We start from the raw sequence: 14,079 nt of genomic DNA on the forward strand, positions 1-14,079 counted from the left end.
GGTCGATGGGTCAAGCGATGCGCGTCGGCACGCGCTCGCACGGCACGATTGCCGTGTCGTGCGCATCGAACTGCGCGCACAGGCAATCGGGAGGCAACACGCGGATCGCGCGCGGCGAGGCGGGGGTGTCGGTGAACGCTTCGCACCGGCGTTCGAAACGGGCGGCGGGATCGGTCGGGCGACTCGGTCGCATGGTGTCTCCTCCGGGGGGCGATGGCGTCGTTCGGACGACGACTGGATGACGCCGATGGTGCTGGCCGCATGGGAAAACACCAATGCTGCTTCGGGACAATTGTTTTAGTATTTGGGCCAAATCGGCGCTTCGAGGGTTTCTCCGCATGAGCTTCTGGGATTTCACCCGGAGTCCGGCCAGCGCCCGGCTGCTGGTCGATTTCGGCGACGAACGCGGCGTGCCGAACGCGAAACTGCTGGCCGGCACGGGGCTCGGGAACGCGCAGCTCGACGATCCGAAAGTCGAGGTGACGGCCGCGCAGGAACTGCGGCTGACCGGCAACCTGCTGCGGGCGCTCGGTCGCGCGCAGGGCCTCGGTTTCGAGGTCGGCCGTCGTTACCACTTCTCCGCTTACGGCGTATGGGGCTACGGGCTGATCGCCAGTGCGACCGCACGCGACGCGCTCGCGCTGGCGATGCGCTTCCTGCCGCTCACGTATGCGTTCACCGTCATCACGTACCGCGAGGAGCTGGAGGCGGGCGTGCTCAACTTCGGCGCGCCGGAACTCGACGGCGGCCTGAGCCGGTTCCTCGTCGAACGCGACATGACGGCCGCGGCCGTGCTGCTGCAGGAAATCGGCGGCGGCGATTTCGCGTTGTCGCGCTTCACGCTGCAGGCCGCGCGTACGCCGACGCTCGCCGTGCCGCACATCGCCGGGATCGAGCCGGCTTTCTCGGCTCGCGCGAACAGCCTCGCGTTCGACCGCGCATTTCTCGACCGGCCGCTGCCGCACGCGAATCCGCTGACGGTGTCGATGTGCGAGCAGATGTGCGGCCAGCTCGTCGAAGCGCGGCGCGCGCGCGTGGGGACGTCGGAGATGGTGCGCCAGTACCTGAGCGCGACGCCCGGTGCCGCGCCGTTTTCGCTCGAGGACATGGCGCGGCTGATGAACACGAGCCCGCGCACGCTCAAGCGCCGGCTGCAGGAAGAAGGAACGACATTCCGTGCGCTGCTCGCGCAGGCGCGCGGCGCGATGGCCGAGACGCTGCTCGGCGATGCGTGCCTGTCGCTCGCGGAAGTGGCCGAGCGTCTCGGCTTCAGCGACCTGTCGAGTTTCTCGCAGGCGTTCAAGCGCTGGTACGGCGTGCCGCCGGGCGCGTATCGCAACGCGGCGCTGTGCGACGCGGAGCGGCCATGAGTTTTCGGCACGACCTTTTGCTTTTCCGCGGAAGCGGGCGATACGCGGCGTTGCTTGTGTCGTTGCGATATCGTTTGTATTCGCGTGTGCATTCCAGTCGACAATCACTTCACGAGAGAAACCGCATGATCACGCTTCGCCCGATGACCGAGGACGATTTTCCGCGCTTCTGGCCGACCTACCGCGCCATCGTCGCCGCTCAGGAAACCTATGCATTCGATCCCGCGCCGACGCCCGAAGCGGCGCGTGCACTGTGGGTCGACGCGCCGCTCTGCACGTGGATCGCCGAAGAGGACGGCGTGGTGCTCGGTTCGTACTACCTGAAGGCGAACGCGGCCGGGCCCGGCAATCACGTGTGCAACTGCGGCTACATGGTGAGCGAGGCCGCGCGCGGCCGCGGCGTCGCGCGCCTGATGTGCGAGCACTCGCAGCAGGTCGCGCGCGAGCGCGGTTTTCTCGCGATGCAGTTCAACTCGGTGGTCGCGACGAACGAGGTCGCGGTCGCGCTGTGGCAGAAGCTGGGATTCGAGATCGTCGGCCGCCTGCCGCGCGCGTACCGTCACGCGCGGCTCGGGTTCGTCGATTGCTTCGTGATGTTCAAATGGCTCGGCGACGCGGCGGCCGCCGAAGCCTGAACACGCAGCCGCTTCGTCAGACGGCGAATGCGCCGTCGAACACGATCCGCTCGTCGAGCGCGAGCGTGCCGCGCGCGAAGATCAGGTCGAGGTGGTGGCTGCCGTTTTCGCCGCCGCCGAGCCCGAGATGCAGGCCCGGATGGCGTTCCTCGAATCCTGCATTGCGGCCGTACAGCCCGCGGATCCCGAGGTTGGTGCCGATGCCGAATTCCTCGATCCGCCGGTGATTCGCGTGCCGGTCGAGATAGGTCGAGAAGTCGCGCCGGAAGCCCGCGTCGTCGCTGTCGAAATCGACGATCGTGCTGCCTTCGACATGCAGCGTCGCGAGCCGCTCGACCACCTTGTATTTGATCGCGAACGGCACGGTGCCGAGAAACGTGCCGCTGAACACGACCGAGCCGTTCAGGTCGGTGACGTGCGTCGCGATCTCGCCGGGCACGACGTCGAGATTGCCCATTCCGTCCACGCTCGTCCATTTCTGGTCCGGCGCGAGCGAGCCGGTCAGCGTGTTGCCGGCTTCGTCGATGAAGCGGATCTGCGATGCGCGCGCGGCCGCGTCGATCAGCCGGCCGTTGCGTGCGGCGATGTCGTCGAGCGATTCGGCGAACGCCTCGTCGAGATGCGGGCCGTAATCCTTGAACAGTACCGACTTGCTCCAGTGCTCGACGATCGCGGGGCGGATCGCGGCGAGGAACGGCGGCCCGCTCGGCGACGGCGTCGGCAGGCACGACGAGTCGTACAGCAGCACGAACAGGTCGGCGCGATCGAGCGCGGCGGCGATGTCGGCGGGCGGGGTGGTTTCGAGGCAGAGGGTGGTCGCGTCGAGCGAATCGGGCAGGGCGGAAAACGCGCGCAACGCGATGTCGCGGTTGCGGGTGTCATGGCCGACCAGCAGTTTTCCCATATCGCCGCGCGCAAGCTTGTCGCGCAGCGCGGGGTGAAAGCCGAGTGCGCGGTGCAGGTTCAGCATGCGTGTCTCCGGAAGCGGCGGAAGGGCCGCGGCCCTTCCGCCAGAACGGGTGGCCCGCTCAGACCGGCCAGAGCGCGGTGCCGAACGGCACCACGGCGTCCTCGACCATCATGTCGACGGCCTCGGGGTGCGTGTCTTCCTGCATCCAGTCAAGCAATTCGATCTGCTGGGTTTCCTGCATGTCAATTCTCCTGTGGTGAACATGAGTGATTCAACATGAAAGCGCGGCTAAAAGATCGCCGCTCCTCATCCGGAATTTCGTGAATGCCGGGCGAGTGGCGTCGATATTAGTCTGATGAATTGAGGAAGGCAATGCACTGCAAGGTTTTTAGCCGAGCGGTGCTAAACATCGAGCATGCGCGATCCGGCGCGGCGCAGGAAGCAGATCTCGCGAATCGCGCGGGCGCCGAGCGAGGCTGTGACCCGCATCAACCGAGCAGCGCTTTCCCGAGCGGCTTGACCGGTTCAGACCGGAGTACCAGCGAAGTCGTGACTGCGCCAAAGCGGGCAATCGCGTCGACGATGGTTTCCAGTTGCTCCGGTGTCGGCACCCGTACCTTCAGCAGGAAGCAATCCTCGCCGGTCATGCGGTGGACTTCGATCACATGCGGCATGTCGGCGAATGCGCTCAGGGCGGGCTTGATGTGTTCGTGCGTCGTTCTCAGCCGGATGATGGCCATCATCCCCAGCCCCAGTGCCGCCGGATCGATCCGCGCGCCGTAGCCCGTGATGATGCCCCGCTCTTCCAGGCGTTTGACGCGCTCCGAAGTCGCGGGCTGCGACAGTCCGATCTGCCGGCCCACTTCGGAGAGCGGCATTCGCGCGTTTTCCTGCAGGGCTTCGAGGATGGCGATATCCAGACGATCGAGTTCTCCGTTCGACATTGCCGCCCTCCTGTTCCGTTAAGTCATCGGCATTTTGTCTCAATAACCGATGACTTGCCATTCCGCGCGTGTTTCCGGCCCGTCAGACTGCGAACTCCTGTGTTCATGGAGGCGGGGATGGAACAAGCGATTGTCATCGTGCCGGGTATCGGAAACTCGGGCGCGGATCACTGGCAGAGTCATTGGGAGGCGACGCTTCCCGGCGCCACGCGCATGACTCCGGCTTCGTGGGACGCGCCCGACCTGAGCGACTGGATTGCGGCGTTGGACGAGGCCGTCGCGAAAGCCGCGGCACCGCCGCTGGTGATTTGTCATTCGCTCGGTTGCTTGTTGTTCGCGCATTGGCATGCCGCTTCGACGCGCAGCGTGCGCGGCGCGTTTCTCGTCGCGGTGCCCGACCCGGGCGGCCCGCGCTTTCCGGTCGCCGCAAAGGCGTTTGCGAATTTGCCGACCGGTGATTTCGACGGCCTGCCGGTTGTTGCGATCGCCAGTTCGGATGACCCGTACGACCCGTCGGGGCGAGGGGTTGCATGGGCAAGCGCGTACGGTGCGACGCCGCTTCTGCTCGGCGTGCGTGGCCATCTGAACGCGGACGCGGGGCTGGGGGAATGGCGCGAAGGCGGCGCGCTGCTCACGGCCTTTACGGCCGGATTGGGTGGATAGCGCACGCAAGCGGCTGGCGCGCTCCCGCGCTTTTCGTTGCCGTATGGAAGAACCGGAAGCGGTCGCGATCGTCGCGGGATTCCGGTCGCCGCGGCACGCCGTCGGGACGAGCGGTCAAGTATGATCGCTCGACGGCGCCGTCAGCCTCGGTAATCGGGATTGACGCATGCCCGGCGGCGGATTCCGCGTCGACGACGCAGCGACTGACGTTCGCGACGTCACGTCGGCGTTGCGGGTGCGCACGTCCCGGCCTCGAACGACAATGGAGACGACCTGATGCCCACGGCGCTGCAACCGGAGCGTGCCGGCCCGTCGCGGCCGGACGCCGACGCAACCGACCCCGACCGCATGGCCGCGTGGCGGCTCGCGATCTGCCTGTCGCTCGGCAGTGCGATCGCGCTCGGCCTTGCACGCTTTTCGTATGCGCTGCTGCTGCCGCCGATGAAGGCGGATCTCGGCTGGACGTTCGCGCAGGCCGGCGCGTTGAACACGGCAAACGCGGCGGGCTACCTGATCGGCGCACTCGCGTTTCCGTTGCTGTCGCGGCGCCGGCGCGCGGGCACGCTGCTCGCGGCCGGCTGTGCGCTGACCGCGTTGCTGATGGCCGCGTGCGGATTCACGTCGGACATGCACACGCTGCTCGTGCAGCGGCTCGCGACCGGCGTCGGCAGCGCGTTGATCTTCATCAGCGGCGGCGTGCTGGCCGCGCGGCTCGCATCGGCGTCGCCGCGTGATGCGGGGCTGCTGCTCGGTCTCTATTACGGCGGCACGGGGTGGGGCATCGTCGCGTCGTCGCTACTCGTGCCGGCCACGCTTACGCAGGGCGCGCACGGCTGGCAGCCCGCATGGTTCGCGCTCGCGATTGCCTGCGTGCTGTTCTCGGCGGTGGCCGTGTCGGCCGCGCGTCGCATCGAGCGCGCGCATGCGGCACCAGCCACGCCGCGCGACGGAACAGCACCGGCCGTCACCGCGAGCCCCGCCCGCTTCGCGCTCGCGCTGGCCGGCTACGGCCTGTTCGGCGTCGGCTATATCGGCTACATGACGTTCATCGTCGCGCTGCTGCGCGGCGCGGGAATGAGCGGCACGGTGGTATCGGCGTTCTACGTGATGCTCGGCGTCGCGACCGTCGTCTCGGCGCGATTGTGGTCGCGCTTGCTCGACCGGATGCGCGGCGGCCAGGCGCTGGCCGTGCTCAACGCGCTGCTCGGCATCGCGACGCTGATGCCCGCGATGTTCGTGCATCCGGCCGCCGCGTTCGCATCGGGCGTGCTGTTCGGCGCGACGTTCCTGTCGGCTGTTGCATCGACCACCGCGTTCGTGCGGCACAACCTGCCGCCCGACGGCTGGGCGAAAGGGATCAGCGCGTTCACGACGGTCTTCGCGTTCGGTCAGATTGCCGGGCCTGTCGCGATCGGCTGGGTGTCGGACAGCGCGGGGCTCGCGCGCGGGCTCGTGTATTCGGCGCTGACGTTGTTCGCGGGCGCCGCGCTCGCGGCCGGGCAGCGTGCGTTGCGGGCTGCCGCGTAGTCAGGCGAAGGTCAACGCGCGCACGCCGTGCGCGACACGCGATGGAATGCGCGGCTGAAGTAGATGAGGCTGTCGCCGTCGTCGCGCACGCGGATCGACGTCGCCTCGATGAACATCACCGAATGTGAGCCGACTTCCTTCATCTCGGCGATCGTGCCCTGCAGGCTCGCGAGCGCGTCGCGCAGCACGGGTACGTCCTGCTCGCCGCGATCCCAAACGGGCAGCTCGAAGCGCTGCTCCATCGGCAGGTCGGTGAGCCCCGCGAAATGCCGCGCGAGCAGTTCGTGCTCGGCCGGCAGCACGTTGATGCAGACATGGCGGTTGCGCTCGAAGGTTGCGTGCATCGCGCTCGACCGGTTCAGGCACACGAGCAGCGTCGGCGGCGCGTCCGTGACGGAGCACACGGCGCTCGCGGTGATCCCGCAGCGGCCGTGCGGCCCTGCGGTGGTGATCACGTTGACGGCCGCGCCGAGGTGGGCCATCGCTTGCCGGAACGCTTTCTGCGCGTCGGTCGGTTCGACGCATGCAGGTCGCGCGCCAGCGGGCGCGGAGATCGTGGAGGATGTGGCGGACATGGGCGCTCCCGGGTGGACGAAGGCGGCGATCGTGCGGCGCTGCCGGTGCAGCGTTCGATCGTCGACGATGACCCAAGCGTACGTCGCGAAAATGCGGACGACCATTCGCACGATTGACGATGAAGATGGCGTTCTCGCCAACGCGTCTGAAGGTTCTACCTAGATGCGCGGCGCGCTGCGCGAAAAAAGCGCGATTGTGCATTCGTGCGGCACGTAAAAGGGTGTTCAGCGGGTTTTCGGCTCGTTATGATGTACCGCACACCCCCAGCGAACGACGCTCGCGACGAGCCGGCAACCGGCCCCATGCGCGGCGCGTGCGATACCCTACCTATATTTTGCGAGACACCCGCGATGACGTCACCCGCACCGATCGTATACATCGTCGACGACGACAGCGGCATGCGCACGTCGCTCGCGTGGTTGCTCGAATCGGTCGGCATCGCGTCCGAAGGGTTCGCGAACGCCGCCGACTTTCTCGCGCGCTTCGACGTGAACCTGCCCGCGTGCCTGGTGCTCGACGTGCGGATGCCGGAGAAAAGCGGCTTCGACGTGCAGGCGGAACTGAACGCGCGCGGCGCGACGCTGCCGGTGATCTTCGTCAGCGGGCACGGCGATATCCCGATGTCCGTGCGTGCGCTGCAGAACGGCGCGATCGATTTCGTCGAGAAGCCGTACAACTCGCAGCAGATGCTCGAGCGCGTGCAGCGCGCGCTGCGGCTCGCGCAGCAGCGGCATGCGGTCGGCCAGCGCCATCGCGAGTTGCGCCAGCGGCTCGATGCGCTGACCGCGCGCGAGAAGGAAGTGTTGCGCGGCGTGGTCGACGGCAAGGGCAGCAAGCAGATCGCGTCGGACCTGTCGATCAGCGTGAAGACCGTCGACGTGCATCGCGCGAGCATCAAGGAGAAGCTCGGCGCGACCTCGATCGCCGCGCTCGTGCGCGACGTGATGGTCGTGTGGGGTGACGACGGTGGGGCGTCGCGCTGACACCGGTCGGTATGCACGCGGACGCAGCCGCACCCGGAGGTGCCGCGCGATCGATGCGTACCGATGCTCAGCGCATGTACAACCCGCCGTTGATATCCCAGCACGCGCCGTTCGCGAAATGCGCGTCGCCCGACGCGAGCAGCACGGCCGCGTCCGCAACGAAGCCGGCCGATCCGAGCTTGCCGCCCGGCAGGCTCGCGAGTACCTGGCGCAGTTTCTCCGGCGCGACGCTTTCATACACGATCGGCAAATCGAGCGGGCCAGGCGAGATCGCGTTGACGGTCACGCCCTGCGAAGCGAGATCGCGCGCGAACACCTTGGTCAGCGTCAGCGTGCCGCCTTTCGCGGCCGCGTAGTGCGCGCCCGTCGCGGAGCCGCCGTTCTGCCCGGCGAGCGACGCGATGTTGACGATCCGGCCCGCGCCGCGCGCCGCGAAGTACTGGCCGAACACCTGGCAGCCGAACAGCACGCTGCGCAGGTTCACGTCGATCACCTGGTCGAACTGCTTGGCCGTGATCTCCATCGCCGGCACGACCTTCGATGCGCCCGCGTTGTTGACGAGCACGTCGATCGTGCCCCAGCGTGCGACGAGCGCATCGCGCGCCGCTTCGAAATCGCGCTTCGACGTGACGTCGAGCGGCAATGCGATCGCGCGTTCGCCGCTCGGGTCGAGTTCGCGCGCATGCGCATGAATCGCATCGGCGGCGATATCGGCCAGTGCGACGCGGTAGCCGGCCGCATGAAAGCGTTCGGCGATGACGGCGCCGAGCCCGCGCGCGGCGCCGGTGACGAGGACGATTCGCTCTGACATGGTGCGTGATTCCCTGGTTCGCGGGCGCGCGCTTGTTGTCGCCGCGCCCGCATCGTGGTTCATGCGGCGAGTGCCGCTTCGAAGTGTGCCGCGATCGCGCATACCCGTTCGTCCGTGCCCTTGCGTCCGACGATCTGCAAGCCGGCCTTCAGCGGCGAACCGGCCAGCGGCAGCGGCATGCTCAGCGCCGGATGGCCGCTCAGGTTGAACGGCCGGATCAACGACGACATCGCGATGACCGATACGCCGTCGCGCGCCTGCTGCAGCGTGATCGGCAGCGCGGGCAGCGTCGGCAGGACCAGCACGTCGGCGTGTTCGAGCGCGGCGTCGACCTGCGCGGTGAAGCGCAAGCGGACCGCTTCGGCTTCGGCGAGTGCCGCAGGCGTCGTCGTCGCGGCCGTGCGCAGCCGCGCATCGAGATCGGCGCCGAGCTTGGCCGTTGCGACCAGATGGCCGAACGCGCTCGACGTTTCCGCGTTGATCACGGCGAGCCCCGCGGCGAACGCGGCCGGCATCTCGTCGAGCACGATCGCATGCGAGCGCAGGCCCGACGCGCGTAGCGCCGCATCGAGCGCGGCCGCGATCGCCGGATCGGCGTCGACGGTGATTTGCGCGATCGTGCAGTTCGCCGACGATGCCGCCGCACGCGCACGATCGAAGCCCGGCGCGATTGCGGCCATCACCGCGGCCAGCGTGCGGATATCGCGTGCGAATGGCCCGACGCAATCGAGCGTGGTGTCGACGGGCGCTACACCGCGCCGCGACACGCGGCCGAACGTCGGCTTCAGCCCGACCACGCCGCAGCACGCGGCTGGCCCGCGAATCGAGCCGCCCGTGTCGGTGCCGAGCGCCGCGTCGACCGAGCCGAGCCCGACGAGCGATGCGGAGCCGCTCGACGAGCCGCCCGGAATGCGCGATGTGTCCTGCGGATTGACGGGCGTGCCCGTGTAGTCGTTGATGCCGGTCATGCCGAACGCGAGTTCGTGCATGTTCGCCTTGCCGGCGATCTGCCAGCCCGCGTCGAGCAGCAGGCAGACCACGTCCGCGTGTTCCGCTGCGGGCGGCGCATCGGCGAGTGCGCGGCTTGCCGCGCGGGTCGGGTGGCCGGCGATGTCGATCGTGTCCTTGATCGCGATCGTCGGGCCCGGGCCGCCGAGCGTGAAGGTGTCGATGAAGCCTGTCATGGTCGGTGTCCTGAAGAAGCGGTGGGAGACATCAGGCCCGTGGCGCGGCGGCGAGCGGCCACGGGCCGTCGAGCACGCGCTCGGTGCGGAAATGGCGGATCAGCCAGGTGGAGCCGTCGGAGGCCGGCGAGAAATCGACGGTCAGTCGCGCAGCGATCAGTTCGGCCGTGCCGTCCGCGTAGCGCGATGCCTGCAGCATGATCCAGCGGCCGCGTGCGCTTGCGTTCTCGGTGCCGACCGCGATCGATTCCGACGTCAGGAAATGCAGGTTCGCCGAGAAGTGCGGATCGGGCGGCAGATAGCGGCGCAACATCGCGACGATCGCAGCCGTACCTTCGAGGCGGCCGAACTTGCGCGCGTACTGCGGGCCGATGCCTTCCCACACGGCATCTGCCGTGAACAGGCCGGCGAGCGGCGGGCCGTCGCCGGCATCCTCGGGCACGTCGCACAGCGCCATGTAGCGCGTGATCGTCGCGCGCACCGCGCGCTCGGCGTCGAGCGCCGCGACACGCTGCGCGAGTGCATCGATCAGGCCGGGTGACGGGGCGGTCATCGTTGCCTCACGACGCGGGCCGCGCGGCGGGTGGCACGGTCAGCGCGCGGCCGACCCGCGCCTCGATCTTGCCGTAGCGCCACAGGTTGTATTCGCCGACGGGCGTCGTGCGATACAGGTTGCACACGGCGACCGTCGTATCGAAATCGGCGACGTCGGCCATGATGTAGAACGTCCACGGCGCGCCGTCGGCCTGGCCGACCACGAGGCGATCGTCGTCCATCACGCCGAGCACGCGCACGCCCGGCATCGCTTCGACGGCCGCGAGCATCGCGCCGTACGCCTGCCACACTTCGCCGATCTTCTCGCGCGGCAGGTCGAAGAAGTTTTGCGACACGCCGCAGCAGAACAGCACGCGCAGCGGCAGCGGATTCGAATCGGACATGTCAGGTTCTCCAGAGGAATCGGTCGAATGCATGAGCTAGCCGGCGACGGCGCTTCGGCATCGGCTTCATGCACATTCAAAAAAAGCTTCAGTCGATGCGGGTTACAGATAGCCGGGAAACGGCGTGACGCCGGTAAACACCGCGCCGGCGCCGTCGAAGTTGCCTTCGGCGAGAAACGCGTGCTGCGTGACGACCATCGCGTCGCGCAGCAGCCGCTGCAGCGGATGCGACCGGTAGATCGCGGCCGTGCCGCCGAGCCGGTATGCGCGTTCGACGACGCTCGCGCCTTCGCGCGCGATCTGCGTGGCCGCGAGCCGCAGCAGGCTGACTTGGTCGGGCGTCACCGGGTTGCCCGCGAGGATCGATTGCCAGACCGTGTCGGTCGCGTTGTAGAAGAACGCGCGCGTCGAGCGCAGTTGCGCCTCTGCTTTCGCAAGCTCGATGCGGAAATACGCGCGATCGGCGAGGCGCGGCGCGCCGGTCGTCGTCTGGCGTCCGCCCGACATGCGGTTCACGACGTCGAGCGCCGCGCGCGCAAGGCCGAGGTTGACGACGGCCAGCACCTGCGCCGCATACGCGACGGTCGGATAGCGGTACAGCGGCTCGTCGACGGTCGGCTCGCCGCCGCGCACGAAGGTCCACGCTTCGGGCACGAAACGGTCGTCGATGCGCAGGTCGTGGCTGCCGGTGCCCTGCATGCCGACCACGCTCCAGTTCTCGACGATCTCGACGTCGGCGGCGCGGAATACGGCCGTGCGCGGCTTGTTCGGCGCGGCGTCCTGCGCGCCCGGCACGACGATGCCGACGCCGAGCCAGTCGGCGCCTTTGCAGCCGCTCGCAAATTTCCACGTGCCGTTCACGCGCCAGCCGCCCGGCGCGGGCTGCGCCGGCTGCACCGGGAACAGGCCGCCCGCGAACACCTGGTCGGGGCCGCTCGCGTACAGCTCGGCCTGGGTTTCGAGCGGCAGCGCGGCGAGATAGACGTTCGCGGAGCCGAAGCTCGCGACCCACGCGGCCGAACCGTCTGCGGTCGCGATCCGTTCGATCATGTCGAGGAACGCGGTCGGCGCGAGCGCATCGCCGCCGAAGCGGCGCGGCGTGCCCGCGCGATAGATGCCGGCCTGCTTGAACAGCGCGATCACGTCGCGCGGCACGTGCGACAGGCGGTCGAATTCTTCGCGTCGCGCGGCGACGGTCTCGATCACGGCGTCGAACGGCGACAGCCGCCCGGCCGGGTCGCCCGCCACGGGTGGCGAGGTCGGCGCAGGTTCGATGGCGAGGGCGGCTTGGGGCATGGCTGGCTCCTGGGGGCGGATGGGGTTCGATTGCGGGGCGGCATGCGTGCTGTGCGGCATTTCAACGCGCGGCATGACGATGCAGCCAGTCTAGAAACGCCGAAAACACGCAGCAATTGGTGCGTTGGGCCGCGCGACTGGTGAGGTTCCGTGCCGGACTAAAGAAATCTTCAGATGCGATCGCCGCGCGCCGGTGCTATGTTGGATTTCCGGCCGCGCGATGCCGCGCGCCTTCATTCGAATCCGATCATGAGTTTTCCCGACGAAGACGATTTCCACCGGCTGCTCGATGCGCTCACCACCTGCGTGCTGCTGCACGACGCGCAGACCAAGGCGATCGTGTGGGCCAACCGCGCCGCGTGCATCGCGCTCGGCTTTTCCGTCGAGGAACTGCTGCCGCTGAAGGCGCCGGACATGACGCGCCCCGAACCGAAATACCGGCGCGAGATCGGCGTGGGCGCGATGGACCGCGCGATGGTCGACGGGCCGCAGGTGTACGAGTGGTGCTACCGGTCGCGCACGGGCGTCGACATGCTGTCGGAGGCGATCGCCACCTACGTGCCGCTGCGCGGGCACGATGTCGTGATGGTGCAGTTCCGCGACATCAGCGCGGAAGAAGCGATCCGTCAGCAATTGCGCCGCTACGAGGCGCGGCTGCGCGAGTTCATGCAGGATCTCGACGAAGGCGTCGCGGTCGTGTCGCCGCAGGGCGGCGCGCAGTTCATCAGCGAATCGGGGCGCCGCGTGCTCGGGCTCGCGCCCGACGAAGCGCTCGGCGAGGTGCTCGACTACTGCACCGAGGCCGATCGCGACCGGCTCGTCGCGCAGTTGCGCGATGCGCCGTCGACGTGTCCGTCGGAGCCGCAGCGCTACCGGATCGTGCGGCGCGACGGTTCGACGTGCTGGCTGCGCATCACGTGCCGGCAGGTCGAGATTGAAGGCGACCTCGTCGGGCTGCTCGTGCAGTTCCGCGACGTCAGCGACGAAGTCGCGATCGAGGACGCGCGGCGCGCCGAAGCGCGGATGCTCGAATACGCGGGCCGCTACAACGCGATGGGCGAGATGGCGACGGTGATCGCGCACGAGCTGAGCCAGCCGCTCGCGGCGGTGCGCAACTTCATCGAGGGCGCGGTGCGGCGGCTGAACGGCGGCGGCGCCGTCGACGACGCGATCTGGGGGCTGCGCAGCGCGGATCGGCAGGCCGAGCATGCGGCGCTGATCATCAAGAGCGTGCGCGAATTCATCGTGAAGCGCGAGACGGTCGTCGCGGTTTCGGATCTGCGCGACATCCTGGCCGATGTCGCGTATTTCATCGAGCTGCGCGCGAAGGAGGCCGGCGTGACGGTCGCGATCATGCAGGCCGATACGCCGTTGCCGATTCGCTGCGAGCGCGTGCTGATCGGGCAGGTGATTCTCAATCTCGCGTTCAACGCGATCGAAGCGTTCGCCGGCTGCGAGCGCGTGCCGCGCACGCTGACGCTCGGCACCGCGAACGTGGACGGGTACGCCGAGCTGCGTGCGATCGACAACGGCCCGGGCATCGCGGAAGGCGCGCATGACCGGCTGTTCGACGGCTTCTCGTCGTCGAAGGCGGGCGGTAACGGGATCGGGCTGTCGCTGTGCAAGAGCATCGTCACGCGCCACGGCGGCAGGATCGGCGCGAGCCCGGCCAATGGGGGGGGGCTCGATTGCCGCGTGACGCTGCCGCTCGCCGGTGAGTACACGTAGCGGCTGCGACGCGCGGTGTGGCGAGGCCCGGCGTATTGAGGCCCGACGTAGCGACGCCCGACGTAGCGACGCCCGCCCCATCGTCAGCGCCCCAGCGCCCGCGCGGTTTGCCCGCCGATGCCGAAGTCGGTGTTCGGAATGTCCTTGATGATCACGCGCGTCGCCTGCAGCGGCGCGTCGAGCACGTTCGCGCCGGCATCGGACAACGCGGCGATCAGCGCGCGTTTTTGTTCATCGGTGCGGCCGGCGATCAGGATCGCGACGATCACGGGCAGCGACGGCGGCGCGCCGTCCGCGGCACTGCGGCCGCCGAGACCGATGTGCGTCGCGGGCAATTCGGTGAGCAGCACGCGCACGGATTCGATCGGCGCGCCGATCGCGTCGACGGTCGCGCCGGTCAGCCGCGCGATCAGTTCGACCTTGCGGGCGTCGTCATGGCCGGCCGGCAGGAAAACTTCGAGTGTGGGCATGGTCGTCCGGAAAGGTGAAGGTTGCCGGTTCACCGTTGCACTTG

Annotated in this window: 17 protein-coding genes; 6 read left to right on the forward strand and 11 right to left on the reverse strand. The window is 68.4% G+C overall.

The features are described 5' to 3' along the window. Nucleotides 1-10 precede the first annotated feature (10 nt). Entirely contained in the window at nucleotides 11-193 is a 183-nt protein-coding gene (locus ACNQQL_RS19045; RefSeq protein WP_347065082.1) for a hypothetical protein, read from the reverse strand. Nucleotides 194-338: 145 nt separating this feature from the next. Between ACNQQL_RS19045 and ACNQQL_RS19050 the strand changes: the two genes are divergently transcribed. Both ACNQQL_RS19050 and ACNQQL_RS19055 read left to right on the forward strand, forming a co-directional pair. After that, a complete protein-coding gene (locus ACNQQL_RS19050; RefSeq protein ID WP_347065083.1) occupies nucleotides 339-1,370 on the forward strand; it encodes an AraC family transcriptional regulator in 1,032 nt (343 codons plus the stop codon). A 125-nt stretch (nucleotides 1,371-1,495) separates the two neighbouring features. Continuing rightward, on the forward strand, nucleotides 1,496-2,005 hold the full coding sequence (locus ACNQQL_RS19055; RefSeq protein WP_347065084.1) for an N-acetyltransferase: 510 nt from the start codon (nucleotides 1,496-1,498) through the stop codon (nucleotides 2,003-2,005). A 16-nt stretch (nucleotides 2,006-2,021) separates the two neighbouring features. Here ACNQQL_RS19055 and ACNQQL_RS19060 read toward each other — a convergent pair whose 3' ends face one another. The 3 genes from ACNQQL_RS19060 to ACNQQL_RS19070 all read right to left on the reverse strand — a co-directional run bounded on the left by ACNQQL_RS19060 (nucleotide 2,022) and on the right by ACNQQL_RS19070 (nucleotide 3,859). Next, on the reverse strand, nucleotides 2,022-2,975 hold the full coding sequence (locus ACNQQL_RS19060) for a leucyl aminopeptidase (RefSeq protein WP_347065085.1): 954 nt from the start codon (nucleotides 2,973-2,975) through the stop codon (nucleotides 2,022-2,024). A 58-nt stretch (nucleotides 2,976-3,033) separates the two neighbouring features. Continuing rightward, on the reverse strand, nucleotides 3,034-3,156 hold the full coding sequence (locus ACNQQL_RS19065) for a hypothetical protein (protein WP_006479692.1): 123 nt from the start codon (nucleotides 3,154-3,156) through the stop codon (nucleotides 3,034-3,036). Nucleotides 3,157-3,403: 247 nt separating this feature from the next. After that, on the reverse strand, nucleotides 3,404-3,859 hold the full coding sequence (locus ACNQQL_RS19070) for an Lrp/AsnC family transcriptional regulator (protein WP_072442157.1): 456 nt from the start codon (nucleotides 3,857-3,859) through the stop codon (nucleotides 3,404-3,406). A 117-nt stretch (nucleotides 3,860-3,976) separates the two neighbouring features. Between ACNQQL_RS19070 and ACNQQL_RS19075 the strand changes: the two genes are divergently transcribed. Both ACNQQL_RS19075 and ACNQQL_RS19080 read left to right on the forward strand, forming a co-directional pair. Continuing rightward, a complete protein-coding gene (locus ACNQQL_RS19075) occupies nucleotides 3,977-4,522 on the forward strand; it encodes an RBBP9/YdeN family alpha/beta hydrolase (RefSeq protein WP_347065122.1) in 546 nt (181 codons plus the stop codon). Between the two features lie 276 nt (nucleotides 4,523-4,798). Continuing rightward, complete coding sequence (locus ACNQQL_RS19080; protein ID WP_347065086.1) at nucleotides 4,799-6,049, forward strand: YbfB/YjiJ family MFS transporter; 1,251 nt, start codon at nucleotides 4,799-4,801, stop codon at nucleotides 6,047-6,049. A gap of 11 nt (nucleotides 6,050-6,060) precedes the next feature. Here ACNQQL_RS19080 and hpaC read toward each other — a convergent pair whose 3' ends face one another. Beyond that, on the reverse strand, nucleotides 6,061-6,624 hold the full coding sequence (gene hpaC, locus ACNQQL_RS19085) for a 4-hydroxyphenylacetate 3-monooxygenase, reductase component (RefSeq protein WP_347065087.1): 564 nt from the start codon (nucleotides 6,622-6,624) through the stop codon (nucleotides 6,061-6,063). A 351-nt stretch (nucleotides 6,625-6,975) separates the two neighbouring features. On the opposite strand from hpaC, the gene ACNQQL_RS19090 reads away from it, so the two are divergent. Next, entirely contained in the window at nucleotides 6,976-7,608 is a 633-nt protein-coding gene (locus tag ACNQQL_RS19090) for a response regulator transcription factor (protein ID WP_347065088.1), read from the forward strand. Between the two features lie 67 nt (nucleotides 7,609-7,675). Here the strand turns inward: ACNQQL_RS19090 and ACNQQL_RS19095 are convergent, their stop codons facing one another. The 5 genes from ACNQQL_RS19095 to ACNQQL_RS19115 form a co-directional block, all read right to left on the reverse strand. After that, nucleotides 7,676-8,419, reverse strand: coding sequence for an SDR family NAD(P)-dependent oxidoreductase (locus ACNQQL_RS19095; RefSeq protein WP_347065089.1), 744 nt, complete (start codon nucleotides 8,417-8,419; stop codon nucleotides 7,676-7,678). Between the two features lie 59 nt (nucleotides 8,420-8,478). Beyond that, nucleotides 8,479-9,603: an amidase gene (locus tag ACNQQL_RS19100; RefSeq protein ID WP_347065090.1), complete on the reverse strand. Its 1,125-nt coding sequence runs from the start codon at nucleotides 9,601-9,603 to the stop codon at nucleotides 8,479-8,481. Nucleotides 9,604-9,634: 31 nt separating this feature from the next. After that, a complete protein-coding gene (locus tag ACNQQL_RS19105; RefSeq protein ID WP_347065091.1) occupies nucleotides 9,635-10,156 on the reverse strand; it encodes a nuclear transport factor 2 family protein in 522 nt (173 codons plus the stop codon). Nucleotides 10,157-10,163: 7 nt separating this feature from the next. After that, nucleotides 10,164-10,541: a hypothetical protein gene (locus tag ACNQQL_RS19110; protein WP_011660268.1), complete on the reverse strand. Its 378-nt coding sequence runs from the start codon at nucleotides 10,539-10,541 to the stop codon at nucleotides 10,164-10,166. A 102-nt stretch (nucleotides 10,542-10,643) separates the two neighbouring features. Then, on the reverse strand, nucleotides 10,644-11,837 hold the full coding sequence (locus tag ACNQQL_RS19115) for an acyl-CoA dehydrogenase family protein (protein ID WP_347065092.1): 1,194 nt from the start codon (nucleotides 11,835-11,837) through the stop codon (nucleotides 10,644-10,646). Between the two features lie 174 nt (nucleotides 11,838-12,011). On the opposite strand from ACNQQL_RS19115, the gene ACNQQL_RS19120 reads away from it, so the two are divergent. Further along, nucleotides 12,012-13,565 carry a sensor histidine kinase gene (locus tag ACNQQL_RS19120; RefSeq protein WP_347065093.1) on the forward strand — a complete coding sequence of 518 codons (1,554 nt, stop codon included), beginning with the start codon at nucleotides 12,012-12,014 and terminating at the stop codon, nucleotides 13,563-13,565. A gap of 83 nt (nucleotides 13,566-13,648) precedes the next feature. Here the strand turns inward: ACNQQL_RS19120 and ACNQQL_RS19125 are convergent, their stop codons facing one another. Beyond that, on the reverse strand, nucleotides 13,649-14,035 hold the full coding sequence (locus ACNQQL_RS19125) for a 2-hydroxymuconate tautomerase family protein (RefSeq protein WP_347065094.1): 387 nt from the start codon (nucleotides 14,033-14,035) through the stop codon (nucleotides 13,649-13,651). Nucleotides 14,036-14,079: the final 44 nt, after the last annotated feature.

Origin of the sequence: Burkholderia sp. LFS061, assembly GCF_047978125.1 — a bacterium.
Taxonomy (GTDB): Bacteria; Pseudomonadota; Gammaproteobacteria; order Burkholderiales; family Burkholderiaceae; genus Burkholderia; species Burkholderia pyrrocinia_C.

Coding starts and splice junctions, on each gene's coding strand:
- ACNQQL_RS19045 (WP_347065082.1), bottom strand. CDS start 193: ATGCGACCGAGTCGCCCGACCGATCCCGCCGCCCGTTTCGAACGCCGG.
- ACNQQL_RS19050 (WP_347065083.1), top strand. CDS start 339: ATGAGCTTCTGGGATTTCACCCGGAGTCCGGCCAGCGCCCGGCTGCTG.
- ACNQQL_RS19055 (WP_347065084.1), top strand. CDS start 1,496: ATGATCACGCTTCGCCCGATGACCGAGGACGATTTTCCGCGCTTCTGG.
- ACNQQL_RS19060 (WP_347065085.1), bottom strand. CDS start 2,975: ATGCTGAACCTGCACCGCGCACTCGGCTTTCACCCCGCGCTGCGCGAC.
- ACNQQL_RS19065 (WP_006479692.1), bottom strand. CDS start 3,156: ATGCAGGAAACCCAGCAGATCGAATTGCTTGACTGGATGCAGGAAGAC.
- ACNQQL_RS19070 (WP_072442157.1), bottom strand. CDS start 3,859: ATGTCGAACGGAGAACTCGATCGTCTGGATATCGCCATCCTCGAAGCC.
- ACNQQL_RS19075 (WP_347065122.1), top strand. CDS start 3,977: ATGGAACAAGCGATTGTCATCGTGCCGGGTATCGGAAACTCGGGCGCG.
- ACNQQL_RS19080 (WP_347065086.1), top strand. CDS start 4,799: ATGCCCACGGCGCTGCAACCGGAGCGTGCCGGCCCGTCGCGGCCGGAC.
- hpaC (WP_347065087.1), bottom strand. CDS start 6,624: ATGTCCGCCACATCCTCCACGATCTCCGCGCCCGCTGGCGCGCGACCT.
- ACNQQL_RS19090 (WP_347065088.1), top strand. CDS start 6,976: ATGACGTCACCCGCACCGATCGTATACATCGTCGACGACGACAGCGGC.
- ACNQQL_RS19095 (WP_347065089.1), bottom strand. CDS start 8,419: ATGTCAGAGCGAATCGTCCTCGTCACCGGCGCCGCGCGCGGGCTCGGC.
- ACNQQL_RS19100 (WP_347065090.1), bottom strand. CDS start 9,603: ATGACAGGCTTCATCGACACCTTCACGCTCGGCGGCCCGGGCCCGACG.
- ACNQQL_RS19105 (WP_347065091.1), bottom strand. CDS start 10,156: ATGACCGCCCCGTCACCCGGCCTGATCGATGCACTCGCGCAGCGTGTC.
- ACNQQL_RS19110 (WP_011660268.1), bottom strand. CDS start 10,541: ATGTCCGATTCGAATCCGCTGCCGCTGCGCGTGCTGTTCTGCTGCGGC.
- ACNQQL_RS19115 (WP_347065092.1), bottom strand. CDS start 11,837: ATGCCCCAAGCCGCCCTCGCCATCGAACCTGCGCCGACCTCGCCACCC.
- ACNQQL_RS19120 (WP_347065093.1), top strand. CDS start 12,012: ATGCGATCGCCGCGCGCCGGTGCTATGTTGGATTTCCGGCCGCGCGAT.
- ACNQQL_RS19125 (WP_347065094.1), bottom strand. CDS start 14,035: ATGCCCACACTCGAAGTTTTCCTGCCGGCCGGCCATGACGACGCCCGC.